The sequence below is a fragment of the Christiangramia sediminicola genome, assembly GCF_031344135.1.
In the GTDB taxonomy this organism is placed as follows: domain Bacteria; phylum Bacteroidota; class Bacteroidia; order Flavobacteriales; family Flavobacteriaceae; genus Christiangramia; species Christiangramia sediminicola.
The window spans coordinates 21,710-44,430 of record NZ_JAVJIU010000004.1 but is presented as its reverse complement, the minus strand read 5'-3'; the positions used below and the strand labels follow the sequence as shown (position 1 = coordinate 44,430).

Here is a 22,721-nt window from a genome sequence, read left to right as displayed (position 1 = left end):
AGATGAATAAGCTAATTAAAAGGAATTTTATTATTGGGGACAACTGGGTTTATTATAAAATTTATTCTGGTGCAAAAACTTCTGATTCTATATTAGCAGAAATAATCAAACCACTTACTGAAGCCCTTCTAAAGGAAAAAATTATTGACAAGTGGTTTTTTATTCGATATTCCGATCCAAAACACCATATTCGTTTGAGGTTTCATTATGAAGACCCTCATAATATAAGCATAATTATTAACCGACTACAGCTTTACATTGAACAATATCTTATACATGATTTAATTTGGAAGGTCCAAACAGATACTTACAACAGAGAGTTAGAACGCTACGGCTACAAAACCATGGAATTATCAGAAGATTTATTCTTTTACCACAGTCAAATGGTCGTTAATTTTTTAAACTTGACAAAAGGATATGAAGAAGTAGAAGAAGACGTAAGGTGGTTATTCTCTTTACGAGCTGTAGATTCCTTTTTGGAAAATTTTGGTTATTCTTCAAATGCTAAACTTAATTTATTAGAAAGCCTGAAAGTAGGATTTGGCCGGGAATTTGGAATGGCTCGACCACTCAAAAAACAATTAGACAAAAAGTATCGCGAGAAAAGGATAAAAATAGAAAATTTTATGGTTGAAACAGTGAGTAATGGGGAATATGCTCCGATATTAAAACTCCTGGAAGAAAAAACAAAAAATATTCAGAACATAACAGAGAGAGTTTTGGAATATAAGAAAGAAAATGAATTAGAAATTCAGCTAAATTTCCTTCTAGGAAGTTATATACACATGTTAATGAACCGACTGTTCACTTCTCAAAATCGAAAGTATGAGATGGTTTGTTATGATTTTTTATATCGTTATTATAAGTCCATTATAGCGCGAGAGAAATTTAATGCCAAAACCCTCTGAAATTCAAAATGTACTCATTCTGAACATCCATTCCTTTTAAAGCCTCCATTTCGGTAGAAGAAGACTGGCAACAATTTTAAAAAATGAGGATACCATTTATACTAATAATTATTTTTTCTATATCTCATCCTTTATTTTCTCAAGAAAATACGATTTTAAGGGGAGAGATTAGGGGTGATTCTCTTAAGGATTCTTTTATTCATATTCTAAATCTCTCTCAGGAAACCGGTACTATAAGTTCTTTCTCAGGAGAATTTGAGATTGAAGTTAAAAAGAATGACACCCTAGCTTTTTCATCTATCCAACATAATATTGTGAAAGTCAAAATCTCTAAGAGAATTTTGGATGCAGGGTTTTTGGAAGTTGAAATGTCAGAAAACATTAACCAATTGGAGGAGGTAATAATCAACAACTATAATCTAACAGGTAGTTTACAACAAGATTTGTCGAAGAAAAAACCTTTTAATCAAGCTAATGTTGGTTTTCCTTTATCTTATAGAGAGTCTCTTACCCCTATTGAAAGAAGGCTAAAATCTGCAAGAGATGGTCTTTTGGTTACTCTATGGAACTCACTTAGCGGCAGGATTAAGAAACTTGAAAAAGCTCGTAAGAAGGAAAAAACATCTATAATGCTTGAGAAAGAAATCGCTATAGTTTCATCCAATTTTTTTACAAAAGATTTACAAATTCCAGAAGACGAAATTTTCAGTTTTGTCTATTTCTGTGCTCGTTACTCCCAATTCAGAGATCTTATCTTCGAAGGAAGACGACTGGAGTTAATTGAATATTATCAAAAAATGGCACCACAGTTTCTGAGCCAGAAACAAAAAATGTAAGAAGAAGTTATGACAAATAAGGGAAAAATTGAGTGTCCTAAGGTAACAAGGATATTGATTAATAATAAAAACACCTAAAATTTTTGATTATCTAATACATTTAAAAACAACAATCAGTTGAAATAATATGAAATTAATTTATTATGTACATCACACTAATCAATACATATAATCTATAATAGAACATCAAGTTTTTTATTAAAAAAAAGAATTACCTATGAAAACATTTTTTTTCCCATTACTATTAATTATTTGTAGTTTAAGTTGCACTGCACAGTCAGTTAAGAAATTTAATCTTGATTTTGAATACTTAAAATCAGATACTGATTTTGCAAAAGATTGGATTCAATGGGGAACTTATCAGGTAAGCATTGATACCCTTACTGTTCAATCGGGAAAATATGCTACACAGATAAATTCGAAAAATTCCGAAGGTGAGTTTGGGGGTGTTGTTTACCAAATATCCGGTAATTATGAGGGTGAGATGATAAAGCTTGAAGGTTTTATGAAAACCAAGGAGGTAAAAGAAGGATTTGCAGGGTTACTTTTGCGGGTTGATGGCAGGAATAAAATATTGGCTGGTGATAACATGGAGGAACGGAAAATTTCCGGAACCACGAATTGGACGAAATATATTATCACTTTTCCTTACCCCAAAGATGCTTCATCCATATTAGTAGGAGGTATATTAGCTGGACAAGGTATGGTTTGGTTCGATGATTTTAAATTATTCATTGATGGAAAGAATATACAATCTATACAAGAGAAAGAAAAACCAGTCTTCAAAGCAGACCAAGATGATGAGTTCGATTCCGGATCAAACGTGGAGTTTCCGGCTCTTAATGAGAAATTGGTTGCTGATTTGGAATTATTGGGAAGAATTTGGGGATTCATGAAATACTATCATCCTGAAATTGGAAAAGGTAATTTCAACTGGGATTATGAACTTTTCCGGATGCTTAATGAATACACCCATACTTCTAAAAATAAGAAGAGGGACATGATATTACTTGACTGGATCGCCAAATATGGGCGGGTAGAAGTATGTAAAAGTTGTAAAGCAAAAGCTTCAAATGCCTATTTAAAACCTGATCTGCATTGGATTCAAAATGCTAACATTAACCAAGAACTGAAAAATCAACTTCTTCATGTTTATCAGAATAGACATCAAGGAGAAAAATATTATTTAGGATTAGGTCCTGCAGAAAATCCTGAATTTCTTAATGAAAATGCCTACTCTGATATGCCTTATCCTGATGAAGGCTTTAGATTACTATCACTTTACAGATATTGGAATATGATTCAATATTTCTTTCCATATAGATATATCATCGATGAAAACTGGAATGAAATTTTACCTGAATACATTCCTCAATTCCTTAGTGCAGAAGATGAATTGGAATATGAGGCCGTAGTTTTAAAACTTATTGGAGAAGTACAAGATACTCACGCCAATCTCTACGATGGTAATGACAAACTCAATATATGGAAAGGGGAATTTTATCCACCTGTACATGTTCGCTTCATAGAAGACAAGCTAGTAGTGACGGACTACTACAATCCAGAATTAAAAGAAAGTACAGGTTTGGAGATAGGAGATGTAATTACTCATATAAATGATAAACCTATTGGAGAAATTATTGAAATGATCAAAAACTACTACCCTGCATCCAATGAGGCTGTACGTATGAGAGACTTATCAGCAGATCTGCTTAGATCTCAGAAAGATCAAATCAATATCAAGTACGATTCAGGGGCGGGCACCAAAGAAAAGACCTTGGACCTTTATAAATTAGAAAATCTAGATTATTATTCGTTGTATCGAAAAAATAGTAAAAAGAGTTACAAGATGCTAGATGAAAACGTAGGGTATATTAATTTAAAATCTATAAAAACAGCTGATACCAAGAAAATAAAAAAAGATTTCAAAAATACAAAAGGAATAATAATAGATATTCGAAATTATCCTTCGGCTTTTGTTCCTTTTTCTTTAGGATCTTATTTTGTTTCTTCTCCGACACAGTTTGCAAAATTCACAAAATTCAATATTAATAATCCAGGGGAATTTACTTTTAAGAAAGGAGATGAAATACCTCCTTCGGATCAGACATATGAAAAGCCTCTTGTTGTAATCGTTAACGAGATTACTCAGAGCTCTGCGGAATACACAGCCATGGCATTAAGAGCTGGAAAAAACACTACCATTATCGGGAGTACTACTGCCGGAGCAGATGGAAATGTATCTCCCATACTTTTGCCAGGTGGATTGAGAACTTTAATATCTGGGATAGGAGTATACTATCCGGATGGAACTGCAACACAAAGAATCGGTATTATACCTGATATTGAAGTGAAACTCACTATTGAAGGAATTAGAGCCGGAAGAGATGAATTGATAGAGAAAGCCATTGAAATTATCGAAAAAAAGAACGAAAGACATTAAAAAAATACAAAACGGCAACAACTATAAATTCTGAAAAGAATTTTAAAGATAATGCTTATGATTAAACAGGACTACCTCATAAACTGTTTATAGCAGAGTATAGCGAGGTAATTTTGTCAATTTTTGGAATCGATTGTGGTAAACATCAAGCAGTCCCCGTTATAAATTGGCAATTAATACGTGATTCATTTTAAGGTGTGCTTCTTGCTCGTATTGGGGTCTTTCAGGTTTAGTTGATCCCTCCATTCAGCTACCTCCAGTTGGCGTGGGCTTCAAGATCAAAATTTTAGCCATTGGTGTTCACCCTTCTTGGGTGCTTGTTCAAATTAGCCTTCGTCCTCCTACTCAATCGCCACAATAATCCTCTATGTATTTGAGATCATACCATTTGATAGAGGGTGAATTACGGCTGCCGCTGAAATTAGGTCGACATCCATTTTTTAGAACTCACAGAGTTATGCCTAAAAACTAAGTGCAGCTGGGGAGGTTGGAATTTACATTGCCATCTTATTATGAAATGAGTTGCTGAAATCACATTTTGCGCGATGCAGGATCCCAATTGGCTTTAAGCCAATTATGTTTTAGCGCCAAAAACATGCAAAATTCTCTTTTTCAAGTCTTTTGATCATATCATCTTCACTGAATTTTCACTTGGAAATTGCTCTACCGTTTCAAAATTGAAAATTCTACTTTTCATATTAACTAACAATTTTTTTTTATGGTACAATTGAGTAGAACCATTAAAATTATCCTTTGTTGGGTTTTCAGTATATATGTTAAACGTGGTTTTTCCGCAGGAAATACGTGGTTTGACAAAATGAAATATTTTAAGCTAAATTTTAATTTTAACCTACGAAAAACCTGCAAAATAGTCAAAGTGAAGTTTTATAATTTCTTTTTAGAGAAAGCTAATAATTTATAAATCATCAGAGATAAAAATCAGACTATTTTAAGGAGAATGCGTAAACCGAAAAGCTATAATAGAGTAGGTAAATTTAAATCATTTTATAATGAAAAAAAGACAACTTAAAGGAAAGTTCAATTTAGAGAAGGAATCCATAAGTAAACTTCAGAGTAGTCAAATAACTGGTGGGAAGGAGGCAGCTGGAACTACTTCTTTTAATGTGTGTTCGAACGGATTTATTTGTTGCGGAAAGGGTACTAGAGGTTCTTTCATAATTACTGGTTGTCCATAGTGGAACCAAATTTCGCCTACTACAAATGTATAGGTATTTATAAATAGATAATAGTTGGATTTCCAGCTATTATCTATTTTCATTAAAAATAGCATTATTTTGAGATCATTGTTTTTGTATTCTGTAGCCTTCCTATTGGCTATAAATTGTAATTCCCAAAACAAAAATGTAATAAACTGGCTAACACAACACAGCCTAGAAATTAGTAGTACAGAGGTGGATTCTATTATAGATCGTCCCATAAATACCTTTCCTTCCTCTTTTATAAGTGCCAAGATCTACGGTTTGGGAGGCTCCTCGCATCAACATACCGAATTTAATAAATTGAAATCTTCAATTACTAAATATTTAATCACAAATAACAATTTGAATTTCCTCTATTTTGAGGAAAGTTATGGTGCTGCCCATGACTTAAACGAATACCTACAGTCGGGCAAAGGTGATTTAAGAAAGTTGGTAAAAGAATTTCGTCAGAAAACCTGGCAAAATAGTGAGGTGCTGGATTTTTTTCAGTGGCTTAAGAATTATAATGACACTAAAGCTGATGCCGACAAGGTTAGCGTATATGGCATAGATCCTATGTTTAATTATAATATAGTGCAATTACTTCGAGATATACACGGCAACAAAAATTTTGAACTTACCAATGAGGAAGAAAAAATTTTAACAAAATATTCGAAGGAAGTCTTTCAGCCTTATAAAATCAAAAATATAAATCAAGAAATAAAACTTCTAACTGAATTGCAAAAAAGAATTCAGGTTTCAGATCAATTTAATTCTCAAACGGAAGATGCTGTTCTAGCCCTAGAGGCTTTAAAAAGTTATATTTTCTTTATAAATGAACCAAAACAAAGTGTAAGAGATAGGAATATGATGAGTTTAATTGTTTCAAATATGGAACAAGAAAAGAATTTCAAAAAAGGCATGGTTTGGTCCCACAACCTACATATCAAAAAAACTTCACTTCCCGATTTAAATGCAAATAAGGCAACCCTCTTTCCCAAAAACACGCCCTCCTTGGGGAAAAGATTAAAAAAGAAATTTAAAAAAGATTATTATTCCATAGGCTTTGATTTTGGTTTTGGAAAATTGGCCAAGATTGATAAAAATGGAAACCGAGAAACCGGAACCTTATCCCAGCCTTTTCCTAACACATTTTCTGAGGTTTTATTTGAAGTTCCTTTTGATTTTTTCTTTTTTGATTTTCAGGAAGCTTCGAAAAATAAGTCAATGAAAAATTTCATTAAATCGGAAAAAAAATATTTGAATATTGGTGGAGGAGGATTGCTTCCAAAATATGCAAAAAAAGCTCTCGCTAAGGATCCACTTTTCGACTTGTACGACGGGTTAATTTATGTTAGAGAAGTAAGCTTAAATTCTAAAATACCTTAATGGTATGGTGGCTTAAGAACGTTTAATTGAATCCCAAAATAAAAATCAAAAACTTGCTTAAAACATTATCTTTTACCAAACTTCCTGAAGCTGCACTTTTGAATGACCTTCATCAAATAAGTCGAACAGTTTCAGCAGAAACGAAAACAGATTTTGGAACAGGTGGTTTAGTTGGATTAGCAGGTGTCGCCATGTTTCAATTCTATTATTCCAATTTTACAAATAATAATAATTATGCCGATTATGCATTAGAAAACCTGCAGAAGTCTTTGGAAATAATTAATAAGGGGAATGGCATTCCATCCTTTTGCAGTGGAATTGGTGGAATGGGATGGATTCTTAGTCATCTCAAGCAAAAAGGATTTTTGGAGACAGATGATAGCTTATTAGCTGATATAGATGAATACATGTATGAGGCTATGATAAACTATATAAATGAAAGGAATTACGATTTTTTACACGGGGCAATAGGATGTGGTTTTTATTTTCTTAAGCGATACCAAAATTCTAATGATTCTAGTTTGCAGAACAAATACAAAAATTTTCTCACAACATTAATTGAAAATTTGGAATCATCATCCATTGTAATAGATGATAAAATTTATTGGATTTCGATAATTGATGAGAGTGGGAAAAAAGGTTATAATTTAGGCTTAGCCCACGGAGTTGCTAGTGTTATTAATTTTTTATCTCGGTTATATTTAATTAAGGATTTAAGGTCCAAGGTTCAGAAAATGCTTGAAGGCGGTATCAATTATATATTGAGCTATAGAGGTGAAAATAAATTTTCTTGTTCAACCTTTCCGAGTTATATAGATAAAAATGGAAAAATTTTTTGGAATAGTCGTTTAGCCTGGTGTTATGGGGATCTTGGAATTGGTCTATCTTTATATCGAGCTGGGAAGGCATTGGATGATACTTCTCTCAGGTCGACTTCCCTTGCTATATTAAATCATGCATCTCTAAGATACGGAGCAGAAGATACTTGCGTAGCTGATGCCGGGTTATGTCATGGCTCATTCGGTATAGCCCAAATATTTAATTACATGTATAGGCAAACAGGTCACCTAAATTTTAGAAATGCTTATCATTATTGGGTAAATGATGGAATCAATCAGAAATTACAAAATAATAAAAATATCGGTTATAGAAAAAAGACTACGAACGGGTGGGTTGATGACATCTCAGTTTTAGAGGGGATTTCGGGTATTGGTTTAGCAATTATATCCAGCTTATCAAAAGAAAATATTAGCTGGGACGAATGCTTAATGATTAATTAGCAGTAATGAAGAGTAGATTTAGATATTCCCCATTTCCCAATCACATTATTCGGACACCACTCCTTCCATTATCTTATTACAGTAAAATCACTAATGGAAATAAAGTAGAAAAACTTAAGTTAAAAAAAGCTTTTGAAAATCCTATAGTGAAAGAAGCTATTTATCTTGCTTCACCAGTATTTTATGAAGAGTTAGAAAAATGGTTTGAGGGTGCAGTAAAGAGTGAAAAGAATGAAAGAAAGCTGATTTCTTCTTTTCTAAAATACCTAGCTCGTATTTCTTCAAGATGTACACCATTTGGTCTTTTTGCCGGTTGCGCTGTTGGAACTACAGGAGAGACTATAGATTTAAAGATGAACGATGCCAGTGATAATCAAAGGCATACCCGTTTGGATATGGACTATTTAATCTCGCTCGCACAAAATCTAGCGGAAAATGAAATTATCAAGCCTCAATTAAAATTTTACACAAATAATAGTATTTACAGAGTCCAAAACAAATACCGCTATGTTGAATATGAGTATATATTCGAAAAAAGACATCATAAAATTGTTGGGGTAAATTATGCTGAATATTTAGAACTGATATTAATTTCAGCGCAAAATGGTGTCAAGTTTAATGAATTAGCAAATCTTTTAGTGGATGGAGACACCGATTTTCTAGAGGCCAGTGCTGTTATCCAAAATTTAATTGATAATCAGATATTAGTCAGTGAGTTGACACCTATCTTATCAGGTCCAGAATTTATGAGTCAAATTCTAAAAGTATTAAGAGGTTTAGATGGTATCGATGATTTAATTAAAAAGGTAGAAAAGATTGAATTAAGGGTCAATAATCTTGACCAATCATTAGGTAATTCTATAGATGCCTATAAAAACATAATTCAAGAAATCGAAGGCTTAGAGGTTGATTTTAAGATTAAGCATCTTTTTCAAACAGATTTAATTTTAAAGCCTCAAAAAAATGTTATTAATAATTCTTTGAAGTACAGGGTCTTAAACGCAATAAGAATTCTGAATATATTAACTCCACCCAGTAGTAATTTTTTTTTAAAACAGTTCAAAGAAAAATTTTATGAGCGCTATGAGGAAAGGAAAATGCCCTTAGCGATGGCATTAGATGTGGAAATGGGTGTGGGTTACAATCAAAATGGGATTTCAGACTTTAACCCACTAATAGACGCTTTAAATTTTGGAAATGGAAATGAAGAAGATCCTGTTGAAATGAAATGGTCGGAAATTGATTTTATAATCCATAAGAAAATACGAAATGCGATTTCCAAACAACAATTCATTGTACAGTTGACAGATGAGGATTTTAAAAATTATCAGGCAAACTGGGATGATTTACCTGAAACTTTTTCTGCAATGATTGAAATTTTAAAGGGAGAAGCTAATGAAAAAGTGAAATTAAAATACATCGGCGGTTCGAGTGCTGCCAACTTAATGGGCCGGTTTTGTCATGGTGATAAAATTATGTTAGACTACGTAAAGAATATTACTGAGGTTGAAAATAGTATAAACAAAGATAAAATCCTAGCGGAAATTGTTCACTTACCGGAGTCAAGAGTGGGTAATATTCTAATGCGACCAAATTTTAGAAACTTTGAAATACCATATCTAGCTCATTCGAGTGCATCTTGCAAAAATCAAATAAATATTTCGGATTTACAGATTAATGTAAAAAATGGGAGAAAAATAATTTTGACTAGTAAAAAATTTGAAAAAGAAATCAAACCAAAACATACAAATGCACATAATTTTACTTATGACAGTTTGCCAATGTATAATTTTTTATGTGATGTTCAAACAGATCAGCAGAGAGATAACTTAGGAATTCAATTTGGGACATTAGGCAATGAATATGAGTATGTCCCAAGGATAGAATATGAAGGAATCATTTTATCAGAAGCTTTTTGGAATATATCTAAACAAGAAATACAAGAACTTTTCGAGGTTAGTAAAAATGATCGGCAATTAGAAATAAAATTAAAAGAATTTTTGGAGGTCAAAAACATTCCAAACTGGGTGTTACTTCCTGAAGGAGATAATGAATTATTAATAAATTTTAAAAATTTGACTTCAACCCGCATGTTTTTGGATACAGTCAAAAACAAAAAGCAATTTAAGCTTTTGGAATTTTTATATGTCCAAGAAGGAAAGAATGAAAGTGTGGAGGATCTTCATACTAATCAAGTTATCCTTTCTTACTATGATTCACACAATTTGAGAAATCATGAGACAAGTTAGTATAATGGGTAGAAGGACGTTTTGTATTGGTGAAGAGTGGTTATATTTTAAACTTTATTGTGGTTCCGTTACTGCAGATAAAATTCTTGTTGAAGTTATTCACCCTTTAATTCAAAAATTAATAGACAATAAAATAATAGAGCAATGGTTTTTTATTCGTTATCAAGATCCTAATTCACATCTCCGGATTAGATTTTTTTCCTCAGACAAAGAGAAAATTTTCAAAGTTATCTCCATCTTTCAACCAGTTATATCAAAGCTTTTGAAAGAAAATATCATTTGGAAGGTTCAAACTGATACCTACCAAAGAGAAATAGAAAGGTATGGTACACAAACGATGGAAATATCTGAAAGGCTTTTCTTTCTTGATAGTAATTTAATTGTTAGTTTTTTAAGTTACATACATGGAGAAGAAGGGGAGGAAATTAGATGGTTATTTGGGCTGAAAATTATGGATTCGATTTTAACTTGCTTTCAACTAAATAGAAAACAAAAACTTGCATTTGTTGAATTTTTAAGAGATGCTTTTGAGGATGAGTATAAAATGAATAAGACTCTTAAAAGACAATTAAACGATCGATATAGGGATAAAAGGAACTTAATTGAAAATTTTGAGAAAAGTGATGAATTAAGAACTTTAACTCCATTGATTGCTATATATGAAGAGGGTGTAACTTCCGTAGCAGAGGAAATATTAGAATATTATAAAGCTGAGGAACCAGAGGTTACAATTGACTATTTAATTAGTAGTTATATACATATGACAATAAATAGATTATTCAAATCCCAGAACAGACTACACGAGTTTGTGAGTTATTATTTTCTTAGTAAATACTATAAAACTCAGCTTGCTCTTTTAACAGACTGATCTATTTTATATAGTTAGTCGTTCTCAACCTAATAGAATGCTAAAAGTTAAAATTTAAGGACATTACATGTCTACTATACACTACTCTTTTTAAAAGAAAATATTACTAGAATTGAAAAAATTCCCCTTTTATAAACAGCCTGATTTCAAAGATTGTGGTCCTACTTGTTTAAAAATAATATCTAAATATTATAATAAGAATATTTCTGTACAGGAATTAAGAGCTTTAAGCGAAACAACAAGGGAAGGAAGTTCTTTACTATCTCTAAGCCAATCAGCTGAAAACATAGGGTTGAGAACTTTAAGTGTTAAGATATCTCTTGAATCCCTCTCAGAGGTAAATTTACCTTGTATACTCCACTGGAACAAAAACCATTTTGTTGTTCTTTATAAAATTAAAAAGGATAAATTTTACATCTCAGATCCGGCTCATGGCCTGCTGAAATATACCAGAAAAGAATTTTTGGAATACTGGATAGGTAAAAATGCAACTGAAGAGACTGAAGAAGGAATAGTTCTGCTTCTAGAAACCAGCCCTAAGTTTTACCAAACGGAGTTTGAGAAAGAAGAGCGCCTGGGATTCAAATTCCTCTCTCATTACATCCTTAAATATAAAAAATTTCTATGGCAACTCGTCATTGGGCTTTTAGCTGGGAGTTTATTGCAGCTTATAGTGCCATTTTTGACCCAAAGTGTGGTGGATGTGGGAATCAGAAACCAGGACATCAATTTTATTTACCTGATACTAATTGCACAATTATTCTTATTCTTGGGACGAACAGGCATAGAGGTTATCCGCAGTTGGATTTTGCTGCACTTAAGCACACGTATCAATATTTCACTAGTTTCCGATTTTTTTATCAAGCTTATGGCGTTGCCTATTTCTTTTTTTGACATTAGGATGACGGGGGATATCTTGCAGCGTATAAATGACCATCGCCGAATTGAAAGAATATTGACTACTTCCTCCCTCAATGTGTTATTCTCAATGTTCAATTTACTGATATTTGGTTTTGTATTGGCCTATTACAGTTTGCAAATTTTCGCCATTTTTTTTATTGGGAGTTTGCTTTATTTTGGGTGGATTTTCCTGTTTTTAAAAAAGAGAAAGGATCTGGATTACAAACGTTTTTCACTGGTAAGCCAGGAACAAAGCAAAGTTATAGAGCTTATAAACGGAATGCAGGAAATAAAACTGCACAATGCTGAGAAACAAAAACGTTGGGGATGGGAATATATGCAGGCAAGTTTATTTAAAATTTCTATTGAGAATCTATCACTGGAACAATATCAAAACGTGGGTTCAGGCTTTATCAATGAGCTGAAGAATATTTTAATAACGATTTTATCTGCTTTGCTGGTTATTGAAGGTGAAATTACCTTGGGGATGATGCTGGCCATATCTTATATTGTAGGGCAATTAAATTCGCCCATTGCCCAACTTATTGAGTTTATCCGGGAAGTTCAGGATGCAAGGATTTCATTAGACCGATTAGCGGAGATCCATAACAAAAAGGATGAAGAGCAACTAGATGTAGAAAAAACCAATGAAATCCCTCATAATTCAGACTTAGACATTAAGAATATTTCCTTCCGATACACTGGTTCGAGCGAACCGGTTTTGAAAAATCTAGATTTACAAATTCCAGCCAATAAAATTACTGCTATTGTAGGAGTTAGCGGTAGTGGTAAAACCACTTTAATGAAAATGCTTTTAAAATTTTATCCTCCTGATGAGGGAGAGATAAGGATTGGGAACTTTGATTTGGAGAATGTGTACCAAAAAACTTGGCGGAACAAATGTGGGGTGGTAATGCAGGAAGGTTACATTTTCGATGATACCATAGCCCACAATATCGCCGTGGGGGTAGATCATATCGACAAGAAGAAGTTGTCACATGCCGTTGATGTAGCCAACATAAAAACCTTTATAGAAACTCTACCCCTTAACTATAACACAAAAATTGGTTTAGAAGGTATGGGTTTAAGCACAGGTCAAAAACAACGTTTGTTGATAGCAAGGGCGGTATATAAAAACCCGGATTATTTATTTTTTGATGAAGCAACTTCCGCACTGGACGCTAATAATGAAAAAACTATTATGGAAAAGCTAAGCACTTTTTTTCTTGATAAAACCGTTGTGGTCATCGCGCATCGGCTGAGCACTGTTAAAAACGCTCATCAAATAGTAGTATTGGACAAGGGGAAGATATCAGAAATAGGAAACCATAGAGAATTGGTTGCACAAAAAGGACAGTATTTCAAACTGGTAAAAAATCAACTGGAATTAGGAAAATAATCATTTTTAATAGAATTCAGCTTCCAACAAGCATGTATTCAAGACTTGAAATATTATAGCCATATAAATTTGACAAAACAGAATTTTCAAATATAAAAGGTTTTTAAGTCCTCCAAGAAAAATAAAAAATATGCCAAACCCAAATCTGGAAAATACCGATTTAAGAAGCGAGGAAGTTCAAGATATCCTCACGCGTGTTCCACACTGGATGATCCGTTGGGGCAGCCTACTTTTCCTTTTGCTAATTATTATGTTTCTGTTCATTTCATGGTTTGTGAAATATCCCGATATCGTTAATTCCACTGCTTTTATAACCACTAAAGTCCCACCCCAAAAAGAATTTGCCAAGTTAACTGGTAAATTCGATAGCATATTTGTAAGTGATGGACAAAAAGTTTACCCAAACCAAACTTTGGCGGTAATAGAGAACTCCGCAAGGTACCAAGATGTTTATAAACTAAAGTCAATTCTGGACACCATTAGGTTGAAAAATGATAATTTTGAATTTCCCATAGATGAATTACCAATACTACTTTTGGGAGAAGTTGAATCGGATTACGCCTTATTTGAAAATAGTTATATAGCATATAAGCTCAATAAGGACTTAAATCCTTATTCAAACGAGGCCTTTGCCAATAAAGTCTCCCTAAGCGAACTGAAGGTCCGGTTGAGAAATTTAAAGCTTCAAGAGGAGATCAATCAAGTCGAGCTTAAGGTTAAAAAAAAAGATTTAGACCGGCACGACGACCTCTATGAAAAAGGAGTAATATCAGCACAAGAATTCGAGAATAAACAGTTAGAATATCTTAATGCTAAACGCAATTTCAAGAACAATTTAGCCTCTATTTCTCAGTTAAGGGAGTCCATTAGCGATGCTCAAAAAATATCGAAAAGCACAATAATAAAGAGTAAAAGAGAAGAAATGACTTTATTGAAAAAAGTTGTGCAAACGTTTCATCAGTTAAAAAATAGCATCAAGAATTGGGAGTTAAGTTATGTGCTATCTTCGGAAATTGAAGGAAAAGTGTCTTTTCTAACCTATTGGAGCAAAAACCAAACGGTTAACCAGGGAGATCTGGTTTTTACGGTGATACCTAGCCAAAGCTCTTCAATTATTGCAAGGCTAAAAACACCTGCACAAAATTCGGGTAAAATTGAAGTCGGGCAAAAAGTAAACATTAGTCTTCAGAATTATCCCGAAACTGAATTTGGATTTCTGAAAGGGAAAGTTAAAAGCATCTCCAATCTCCCGAACAAAAATGGGTTGTATATTGTTGATGTCTCACTTCCACAGGAACTAATTACCAGTTATGGTCAAGAAATAAATTTCAAACAAGAAATGACAGGTACGGCCAATATAATTACCGAAGATCTGAGGTTGATGGAACGCTTTTTCTATCAGCTTAAAGATGTTTTTAACAGGTAAAATTTAAAAACCAAAAAGCTAAGAGAAACGGATTTCTCTCCTCCTGAACCTAGAAGAATTGGTGAAAGAAATACTGATCATCTCCTAAGAATTAGGAAAGTAAGTTAAGGTCATAAGTAAACTTAATTTTACTGAATTATGACACGAAAAAATTCCCATCCAAGTTTATAACGATAGTAGTCCATGGAACCCTGAAAGAGCGGAAAACTTTTAAGGAGCTTGCACAGGAATTCAAAACTATCCCTCAGCAAATAGGTGCTTGGATACGCGATTTCCTATAGGAGGTCGATACTGTTTTTTCCAAAGTCGAAAAATCAAAAAAATCGAAAGCAGAGGAAAAGGAAGACCAGCTTCTTAAAGTAATTGGGGGAGCTTAAAATGGAGAATGATTTTTTAAAAACGCCTTGTAAAGCCTTTAGAGTAATGTCATGATCATTTCCGGCAATGTCAGCTATTGCAAATCCATCGTAGTCTTCTTTATAATTAAACCCTTAGAGAAAGTAAACTTAACCTAGAACTTATGCGATTGAAGGGGGAGAATTATACCGATCATCCCTTTTTGTATACCTGGCTTAGTCTAGACAAAGAAAAAACGTTTTGAACGTTCCTATTCTAAAGGGATGGGGCTCCAACAATATTTCCGAAATTTAATTTAATAGTAGAAAAGGGTGTTCCCTACAAACACCCTTCTAAATCTATGACGATTTGTTAATTAAATTCGCTAACATTAATAAAGATATTCTAACGCTACTTCGTCATTGTATCCAAAATTTCCGCTTTCATTCGCTCCAAAACATGATAACATTAAAAAATTTGAATCATATCCCTCAGGAGTACCAAGAATATATACTGCACCATCTGGATCTGCTGGTTCACCACTCTGTCCGCAACTTTGTCTGCTAAACCAATCCGTATGTCTTAGACCAAGACTATGCCCTATTTCGTGGGTGATTACTTGTTGATTTGTACTAGTGCTATAGCTTTCCATTCCAGAGTATATGGTTACCCATTTGCAAGGATTCCCAATGCTTGGAAAAACCAGCAATACCTCCTGCCTGACCGTTAGATTCCTGAAAAACTACAATATCGTAGGGTGAATAATTAGTTCCAAAGCTTAAACTAAAACTTAAACCAATATTTAAGTCATTAAAATTTTGAACAGCACGTTGCAGTGCAGTTTGCTGTTTGGAAGTTAATCCTTGGCCATAGCCGCTACCTGTAAATCCAATGATATTGATAGTACTCGGACTGTTTACCAAATTGTTAGTCCGGTACTGCTTGGTAGTAATATTAGCAGGTTGCATCTCTTCTAATTGCACTTTTGAAAGGATAATATCGCCTTCAATTAATAAGCCTCTTCGGTTTCGCCATTCAAAATAGTCCTTTCAAAAATTTCCACATCATTTGAATTAAAATTCAATGAGGCGATTTTCTCTAAGATTTCTTTTGAGATTTTTGAATCTTGTTCAGTTTCTGCCACACTTTCTGTGGTGGGTTGGTCTACGTCTTTTTTTTGGCAGGAAGCAAAAAGAATAGTTGAACCTAAGATAAGAGTAAAAACTTTTTTCATAAGTCTAGCTTTAGGTTAAGATAATCCTAAATTAAAACCCTTAAATGATAAATGGGTGTGGTAAAGCCGTGTAAAAATTGCGGTACTACCACGAATTTATTTGAACTATTCAATTTTCATATTATTGGGATTAAAATGCCAACTTTTTACGTGGTAACGCCGCAGAAATCACGTGGGAAAACCAATTACTAATTTTGTCAGCCTTTTTTAATTTGGTTTCTTAAATCAAGACTTGGCAAATTCTTACTTCATATTAAATGATCATCAAAATACCTCTCGTAATTTATGTGGAGTATTAGAAGAATTCCCGGAATTTCGATGTGCAGGTGTTACCGAAGATTACGAGGAAGGAATGAATTCCATTTTAAAACTAACTCCTGATATAGTTTTTGTAAATATAGATTCAAAGCTTGATAATAATTACAGTGATATCTTTTCATACTGTAATGAAATTGACAAATACATTCTAAAAAAGCCAGTATATGTTGCTTTATCAAACGACACGTCTAAAGCATATTTAGCCTTAAAAAATAAATTTTACGACTATATAGTTACACCAGGGAACGAGTTGGAAATTCGTAAAGTTGTTTTGCAATTCGTAAAAGGCGAACAAGCATTTTTAGAAAATACATTATGTTTAAAATCTCATAAGGATTACACCCTACTTCCAGTTGATGAAATCCTTTTCCTGCAAGCCGATAACAATGCTACTGATTTTGTACTACAGGATGGAAAAAAGGTTAGTGCCTTCAAAACCCTTAAATCATTTGAAATAGTCTTGCCTGACAATTTTATAAGAATCCACCATAGTTATATTGTAAATAGAGATCACATCTCAAGAATTAATTTCGGAAAATTGAAATGTTTCCTAAATCATAATCAGGTTGGTCTACCATTTTCTAAATCCTATCGGCATAATCTTCAATCATTAGAAGAACTATTAGAAGAAAAAGCGATTTATTTCAATTAAGAGCGTTGTTATTTAAAAACCGGAATCTTCAATAACTAACAAACACCAACCAAGTACTAATAGAGGTGGTTATACCGCTAAATACGATGAAAAGGTGGTGCTTTTGCCACACTATTCAAATACTTTTGTCTCGGTTTAAGAAAGAAGCTTCTTAAGAACTGGGCACTCAAGCCTAGGTCAATCATGCATGATTAAACACTAAGCCATTCAACGGCCTTCGGGCCACAATACCATTGTTTAATTATAACCCAAAAAAACATGAAAACTTTCAAAAACCTATTAATTTTATCTATTATTATTTTATTTTCTTATTCTTGTGAACCAGAAGAAATGCCTCAGGATGAAGTTACAGCTGTTGATAATATTTCTGCTACCGGGGATAGTAAAGATGAAGTGAAGGATAGAAAAGGAAATAGTTAAGGATAACTAATTGAACCCTGTGGATAGCAGGGTTCAATTAAATTTAATTGATAATTGCGAGCTCAATTCTCTTTAATAGTATTTATTTTGTTCATTTCTTGCAATCGGAGTCATGAACTTCAAAGCGAGAATGGAAGTCAAAATTTATTGCGAAAGCTTTCTGATAGTACACTGAATAAAATTGCGAGAAAAAATATATTGGACAGTGCTTTTCGTAAGACCGATACTTTACAAAATGATAGTTTAAAGAACGAACTTCTACTGGAAATATCTTATCAATACTTGATATTAGGAGATTCTATTTCATTTTTAAATGCAAATCAAGAAGCAAGAGATTTTTCCAATCAAATAAAAGATTCTATAGGTCTTGCTGCAAGCCAATGGGATCTAGCCCATTTTTATCACAATGTTAATACGGAGGATAGTGCCTATTATTATTATAATAGCGCACAAAAAATATATCAGGATTTAGGAGATGAATATAATTCTGCCAGTTTGCTATTGAATATGGCTATAATCCAAAAAAATATAAAGGATTATACTGGAAGTGAGGTTTCAACCACCAATGCTATTACTTTACTAAAACCATTACAAGAATATAGTCAATTATATGCGGCTTATAATAACCTAGGAATTATTTTTGGTGAACTGGAACAATATGATAAGGCATTAGAGTATTTTAATATTGGTATAAGTTATTTGGAAAAGTCCGGAGAGGAAAATCTATATCCTTCCGTTTGGAATAATATGGGGGTAGTATATCGCGATAGTAAACGCTATAGGGATGCCTTAAACTATTTTGAAAAAGCACTTCATTTTAATTCAAATATTAAAAACACAGATCCCGAGCTTTACGCAATGATTTTGGACAACCGGGCTCATACAAAATTGCGTCTAAAAGATACCATCGGGATTTATGAAGATTTTTCTCAAGCCTTAGTCATAAGAAAGAATTTAGGATTGGAATCTGGAGTTTCTATAAACCAATTACATCTAGCAGAATTTTTTTTAGAAAAAGGAGACACTCAAAAAGCAAAAGAATATGCTTCAAAAACAATGAAATTAGCGAAGGAAATTCAAAATTCCAGGGATTTGCTTAGTTCTTTAAAATTACTTTCTCAAATAGATCCAGAAAGATCCTTAGTATATGCCAATGAATATATAGCGTTAAATGACAATTTACAGAAGAGAGAAAGGGAAGTTAGAAACAAATTTGCACGAATACGGTTCGAGACTGATGAATACATTTCCGAGACTGAAAGATTAAATCAGCGTGTATTTCGAATTTCATTGATTAGTCTAGGAGTTCTACTCGTTTTTGTTTTATTATATATTATCAAAGACCAGAAATCCAAAAATAAATTTATAAAACAAAAGCAGAGTGCTAACCAAGAAATTTACAACCTTATACTAGCACAACAAAAGAATTTTGAAGAGGGAAAAGAAAAGGAAAAACAACATATTTCCCGAGAATTGCATGATGGAATTTTGGGAAGACTTTTTGGGGTTAGATTGAGTCTAGATTCCTTAAATGAAGAAGATCACAAAGATGTTAAGAAGAAAAGATATGAGTATATTGAGGAAATACAAAACATTGCCGAGGAGATTAGGTTAATATCACACAGACTTAATAAGAGTTCAATTATTGAAGTAGACTTTAAGATTGTATTAGAGGAACTTATAAGAAAACAGCTTCAAACAGTACAGCTTAGGATGGATAGTTCAATTAATTGGGAGGTAGTTGAAAATGATATTAAGATTAATTTTTATAGAATTATTCAAGAAGCTATCAATAATATTCATAAGCACGCTAAAGCTACGGAAGCTAAAGTAGAAATAAGTAAAGAAGGAAATCAATTAGTACTTGAAGTCTGGGATAATGGATTAGGTTTTAATGCTGATCAACTGAAAAAAGGAATTGGCCTTGAAAATATGAAGACTCGCAGTCAAAATATAAAAGGATTTTTTACAATAGAATCTGGCGAAGAAGGTACTTTAATTAAAGTTTCAGTAAATATGGAAAAAAGATAAAAGTAAATGAAATGGATGAATTTAGAGATATAAACATATTACTAGTCGATGATCATCATATGATCTTGGAAGGTTATAAAAATGTATTAAGTAGGGCAAAATACACTGGTGTGAATCTTTCCATAGACACTTCGGACAATTGTGATATTGCCTGGAAAAAACTTAACAATAATAATTACCAGATCGTTTTTCTGGATATTAATTTTCCTGTTCAGGAAAATAGTAAAATCCTTTCCGGAGAAGACTTAGGCGTAAAAATTAGAAAAGAAAGACCAAATATAAAAATCGTTATACTATCTGTACTCGAGGATGTTTTTCGTTTGCATAATATACTTTCTAATATTAATCCTGATGGATTTCTTTCAAAAGGGGAGACCACTTCAAAAGAATTATTAAGATGTCTTGAAAACGTAATTGATTGTCCCCCTTATTACGGCCCTAAAATTTCCAAATTACTTCGCTCTGAAGTCGCAAATAAGTATTTTATAGACGAAACAGATAGAATATTACTTTATCAACTTTCTCTAGGTACCAAAACTAAAGACCTAACCAATTTTGTAAATCTTTCCCAACGAGCCGTAGAGGATAGGAAGAAAAAACTTAAAGAGGTTTTTGATGTAATTGGAGAGGGAAATAGGGCATTGTTGGAAAAAGCAAGAGAGAGTGGATATATATAAAAATTAAATACTACTGATGAAGTTCCCCAAATTTTTTAATCTGTCTTTCTTAATTATAAAATTATTACATAAATCTACAATGGTTATTTTTGAATTTCATTAGGCTTATATTGCCTTATAATTGATTCCAAGGGAGGGAATAAGGTTGTAAAACACAAATGAAATTGAAGTCTTAGTTTAAAAAAATGTTTTAATTTTTTAAGAATAATATAAGTTCTTCTTGATGCTTAGAAACGTGGTTTTACCGCATATTATGTGTGGTTTAATTTTTTTGTTTCTTTCAAATATTATGGTAATTGCCCTTAATAATTGATCAGTTATTAAGGAGGAACCCGAAAATCCTATTAAGAGTACGGATGAAATTTTAAATATTAAAAGTTGAAAAACACTTACAAAATCAGAAAACCAAGAAGAGAATTTTATTTCCTTTTCGCATTAATCTTTTGCTCACTATTTTACTTTAGCTGTAGCAATACCGACGATTTTAATCCCGGCTTTCGACAAGCAGAAATTTCTAGTTTTGAGAAACTAGAAGTGGAGATGAGTGCTAAAGAACGCTTGAGATTAAACTTCGCTCGAAAAATGGCAGTAGCGGTGTCTGAAAATCCAGAGATTCGCTTATTCCTTAAAACTGAGGCTCTAAAAATGATTAATAATGATTATGATGTTTTTTATCCAGTAGTTAAAGACAGAATAGTTGAGGGAGCACAGTTAAAATCTAATGATGGAGCATCTTCGAAATCCAACAGTGGAGCATCGACTTTTAGAAATTTATTACTACAATATTTTGATGATGAAAGTGAGCTTTTTGAAATTGAGCAGCAACTTCCTTTATTGACTATTTTTATACCTCAACTACCTGAGAATTCATTTTCTGCAGAAAGTTGGGATCCGAACGATCCAGAACAGAATCCAGTCGTAGCCGTGCGTTTGTCTAGTTCAAGTGACGTACCCATGATTGATAATTTTCATAATCAGGAATATGTTGTAGAGTCAGATTTGATTCCTGCATATCCCGTAATTGTAATTAAGGACAATGAGCGCATTGAATTAAGTGATGAATCTAATACAAGCATTGAAAAAAGGGAATTAGCCTGTTTTTCAGAGATTAGTGAAAGTCCAACCTATAATTATATTGATGACAATTTTGACCCTTGTTATACTGACCCTTGGGCCGGGGGAGGTGGTTCAGGAGGCGGTTCAGGAGGTGGTTCTGGTAGCTGTGATCCTAATTTTATTCCTATTTCTGGACGGGATATTACTGTGAATCAATTCCTAAAAGATGCTTACAATGTTTTTGATGGTTCAATAACAACGCCATGGCATCGAGACAATATTTATTATCAACTAACACCAACACAAACTACCAATGCTTTTACCGGCAGTAGATTTGTTGAAGCTTTGACTTATTTTGAATTACAAGGTAATGATCCACAAAATGTATTTAGCATAATTTCAGATCAGAGTGGAGTAGGTAACAATGATCCATTAGATGCGAATCATGATTGGGATCATGATCAAAGAAATAGAACCCCTTGGACAGATGGCTTCTTCGAATTCGAGGTATCTATAGAAGATAATGCGGTAAACCGTTCTATTAAAAATACAACTGAGCATTTTAGTGCTGCGCCAGAAGAATTATTTGAGTATGAACAAGAAACTGTAACTAGAACGAGAGGTGCATGGCCAGTCACTTGGAAAAGAACTTATTGGAGACCAATTATTACAGGATTCAAAGGAATGAGCTTCATAAATGGAGATTCCAACAATCAAAAATTAAACATTCATAATTGGGATTTATTAAAATATTCTAACGTATGGACCTTTACATTTGCTGAATTCGATACTTCAGAAGAAATAGAAATAACATCAACAAGTAGCGTTACATTTAATACTAATGTGGAAGCTAATGTTAACTTTCCAGGTGACGCCGTAAAATTTGGATTAAAATACGGTGCAAGTATTGAAAGAGAAGAGTCGCAAGGAATTTCCACTAAAGTCAAATTAATTAGCGACGAAATAGGCGAAAAAGATGTACATTTCTATGATAGGGTTTTAAATAAGAATAGTTGTGATAATAAGTTATATCCAAAGCTTTACGAAACATCTTATATTAAATTTGAGCTAAGACCTGTCCAGGTAGAATTCTAAAAATT

Annotated in this window: 18 protein-coding genes; 15 read left to right on the top strand and 3 right to left on the bottom strand. The window is 32.9% G+C overall.

Translation table 11 applies throughout. From position 1 onward, the window contains the following. The first annotated feature begins 2 nt into the window (after positions 1 to 2). The 10 genes from RE431_RS10720 to RE431_RS10680 all read left to right on the top strand — a co-directional run bounded on the left by RE431_RS10720 (position 3) and on the right by RE431_RS10680 (position 14,897). Entirely contained in the window at positions 3 to 908 is a 906-nt protein-coding gene (locus tag RE431_RS10720; RefSeq protein WP_309561980.1) for a thiopeptide-type bacteriocin biosynthesis protein, read from the top strand. 83 nt (positions 909 to 991) lie between these two features. Next, on the top strand, positions 992 to 1,744 hold the full coding sequence (locus tag RE431_RS10715; protein ID WP_309561979.1) for a peptidase associated/transthyretin-like domain-containing protein: 753 nt from the start codon (positions 992 to 994) through the stop codon (positions 1,742 to 1,744). A 217-nt stretch (positions 1,745 to 1,961) separates the two neighbouring features. After that, the gene (locus RE431_RS10710) at positions 1,962 to 4,187 is read left to right on the top strand and encodes a S41 family peptidase (protein ID WP_309561978.1); all 2,226 of its coding nucleotides are present in this window, start codon (positions 1,962 to 1,964) and stop codon (positions 4,185 to 4,187) included. A 1,010-nt stretch (positions 4,188 to 5,197) separates the two neighbouring features. Beyond that, positions 5,198 to 5,383 carry a class I lanthipeptide gene (locus RE431_RS15650; protein ID WP_408914517.1) on the top strand — a complete coding sequence of 62 codons (186 nt, stop codon included), beginning with the start codon at positions 5,198 to 5,200 and terminating at the stop codon, positions 5,381 to 5,383. A 54-nt stretch (positions 5,384 to 5,437) separates the two neighbouring features. Then, the gene (locus tag RE431_RS10705; protein WP_309561977.1) at positions 5,438 to 6,775 is read left to right on the top strand and encodes an erythromycin esterase family protein; all 1,338 of its coding nucleotides are present in this window, start codon (positions 5,438 to 5,440) and stop codon (positions 6,773 to 6,775) included. 53 nt (positions 6,776 to 6,828) lie between these two features. Then, a complete protein-coding gene (locus tag RE431_RS10700) occupies positions 6,829 to 8,055 on the top strand; it encodes a lanthionine synthetase C family protein (protein ID WP_309561976.1) in 1,227 nt (408 codons plus the stop codon). A 5-nt stretch (positions 8,056 to 8,060) separates the two neighbouring features. Then, positions 8,061 to 10,304, top strand: a complete 2,244-nt coding sequence (locus tag RE431_RS10695; protein ID WP_309561975.1) for a lantibiotic dehydratase family protein — start codon at positions 8,061 to 8,063, stop codon at positions 10,302 to 10,304. Then, positions 10,291 to 11,172 (top strand): thiopeptide-type bacteriocin biosynthesis protein, encoded by an 882-nt coding sequence (locus RE431_RS10690; RefSeq protein WP_309561974.1) that lies wholly within the window; start codon positions 10,291 to 10,293, stop codon positions 11,170 to 11,172. Before RE431_RS10695 ends, RE431_RS10690 begins: the two co-directional genes overlap by 14 nt. A gap of 112 nt (positions 11,173 to 11,284) precedes the next feature. Next, the gene (locus tag RE431_RS10685) at positions 11,285 to 13,471 is read left to right on the top strand and encodes a peptidase domain-containing ABC transporter (protein WP_309561973.1); all 2,187 of its coding nucleotides are present in this window, start codon (positions 11,285 to 11,287) and stop codon (positions 13,469 to 13,471) included. A 130-nt stretch (positions 13,472 to 13,601) separates the two neighbouring features. Next, positions 13,602 to 14,897: an HlyD family secretion protein gene (locus RE431_RS10680; protein ID WP_309561972.1), complete on the top strand. Its 1,296-nt coding sequence runs from the start codon at positions 13,602 to 13,604 to the stop codon at positions 14,895 to 14,897. Positions 14,898 to 15,624: 727 nt separating this feature from the next. Here the strand turns inward: RE431_RS10680 and RE431_RS10675 are convergent. From RE431_RS10675 to RE431_RS10665, 3 genes are read right to left on the bottom strand one after another with little or no spacing between them, the layout of a single operon-like run. Continuing rightward, positions 15,625 to 15,885, bottom strand: a complete 261-nt coding sequence (locus tag RE431_RS10675; RefSeq protein ID WP_309561971.1) for a M57 family metalloprotease — start codon at positions 15,883 to 15,885, stop codon at positions 15,625 to 15,627. Further along, positions 15,872 to 16,216: a M57 family metalloprotease gene (locus tag RE431_RS10670; RefSeq protein WP_309561970.1), complete on the bottom strand. Its 345-nt coding sequence runs from the start codon at positions 16,214 to 16,216 to the stop codon at positions 15,872 to 15,874. The genes RE431_RS10675 and RE431_RS10670 overlap by 14 nt, the downstream gene beginning before the upstream one ends. A gap of 26 nt (positions 16,217 to 16,242) precedes the next feature. Further along, complete coding sequence (locus tag RE431_RS10665) at positions 16,243 to 16,467, bottom strand: hypothetical protein (RefSeq protein ID WP_309561969.1); 225 nt, start codon at positions 16,465 to 16,467, stop codon at positions 16,243 to 16,245. Positions 16,468 to 16,699: 232 nt separating this feature from the next. On the opposite strand from RE431_RS10665, the gene RE431_RS10660 reads away from it, so the two are divergent. From RE431_RS10660 to RE431_RS10640, 5 genes are all read left to right on the top strand, one after another. Further along, positions 16,700 to 17,437, top strand: a complete 738-nt coding sequence (locus tag RE431_RS10660; RefSeq protein WP_309561968.1) for a LytR/AlgR family response regulator transcription factor — start codon at positions 16,700 to 16,702, stop codon at positions 17,435 to 17,437. A gap of 258 nt (positions 17,438 to 17,695) precedes the next feature. Next, entirely contained in the window at positions 17,696 to 17,857 is a 162-nt protein-coding gene (locus RE431_RS10655) for a hypothetical protein (RefSeq protein ID WP_309561967.1), read from the top strand. Between the two features lie 147 nt (positions 17,858 to 18,004). Then, positions 18,005 to 19,888: a tetratricopeptide repeat-containing sensor histidine kinase gene (locus RE431_RS10650; protein ID WP_309561966.1), complete on the top strand. Its 1,884-nt coding sequence runs from the start codon at positions 18,005 to 18,007 to the stop codon at positions 19,886 to 19,888. Positions 19,889 to 19,899: 11 nt separating this feature from the next. After that, a complete protein-coding gene (locus tag RE431_RS10645; RefSeq protein WP_309561965.1) occupies positions 19,900 to 20,565 on the top strand; it encodes a response regulator in 666 nt (221 codons plus the stop codon). A 378-nt stretch (positions 20,566 to 20,943) separates the two neighbouring features. Continuing rightward, positions 20,944 to 22,716, top strand: coding sequence for a hypothetical protein (locus RE431_RS10640; protein WP_309561964.1), 1,773 nt, complete (start codon positions 20,944 to 20,946; stop codon positions 22,714 to 22,716). Positions 22,717 to 22,721 lie beyond the last annotated feature (5 nt).

Excerpts from the sequence above, each read along its gene's own strand:
- RE431_RS10720 (WP_309561980.1), top strand. The coding sequence starts at position 3 with ATGAATAAGCTAATTAAAAGGAATTTTATTATTGGGGACAACTGGGTT.
- RE431_RS10715 (WP_309561979.1), top strand. The coding sequence starts at position 992 with ATGAGGATACCATTTATACTAATAATTATTTTTTCTATATCTCATCCT.
- RE431_RS10710 (WP_309561978.1), top strand. The coding sequence starts at position 1,962 with ATGAAAACATTTTTTTTCCCATTACTATTAATTATTTGTAGTTTAAGT.
- RE431_RS15650 (WP_408914517.1), top strand. The coding sequence starts at position 5,198 with ATGAAAAAAAGACAACTTAAAGGAAAGTTCAATTTAGAGAAGGAATCC.
- RE431_RS10695 (WP_309561975.1), top strand. The coding sequence starts at position 8,061 with ATGAAGAGTAGATTTAGATATTCCCCATTTCCCAATCACATTATTCGG.
- RE431_RS10690 (WP_309561974.1), top strand. The coding sequence starts at position 10,291 with ATGAGACAAGTTAGTATAATGGGTAGAAGGACGTTTTGTATTGGTGAA.
- RE431_RS10680 (WP_309561972.1), top strand. The coding sequence starts at position 13,602 with ATGCCAAACCCAAATCTGGAAAATACCGATTTAAGAAGCGAGGAAGTT.
- RE431_RS10675 (WP_309561971.1), bottom strand. The coding sequence starts at position 15,885 with ATGGAAAGCTATAGCACTAGTACAAATCAACAAGTAATCACCCACGAA.
- RE431_RS10665 (WP_309561969.1), bottom strand. The coding sequence starts at position 16,467 with ATGAAAAAAGTTTTTACTCTTATCTTAGGTTCAACTATTCTTTTTGCT.
- RE431_RS10655 (WP_309561967.1), top strand. The coding sequence starts at position 17,696 with ATGAAAACTTTCAAAAACCTATTAATTTTATCTATTATTATTTTATTT.
- RE431_RS10645 (WP_309561965.1), top strand. The coding sequence starts at position 19,900 with ATGGATGAATTTAGAGATATAAACATATTACTAGTCGATGATCATCAT.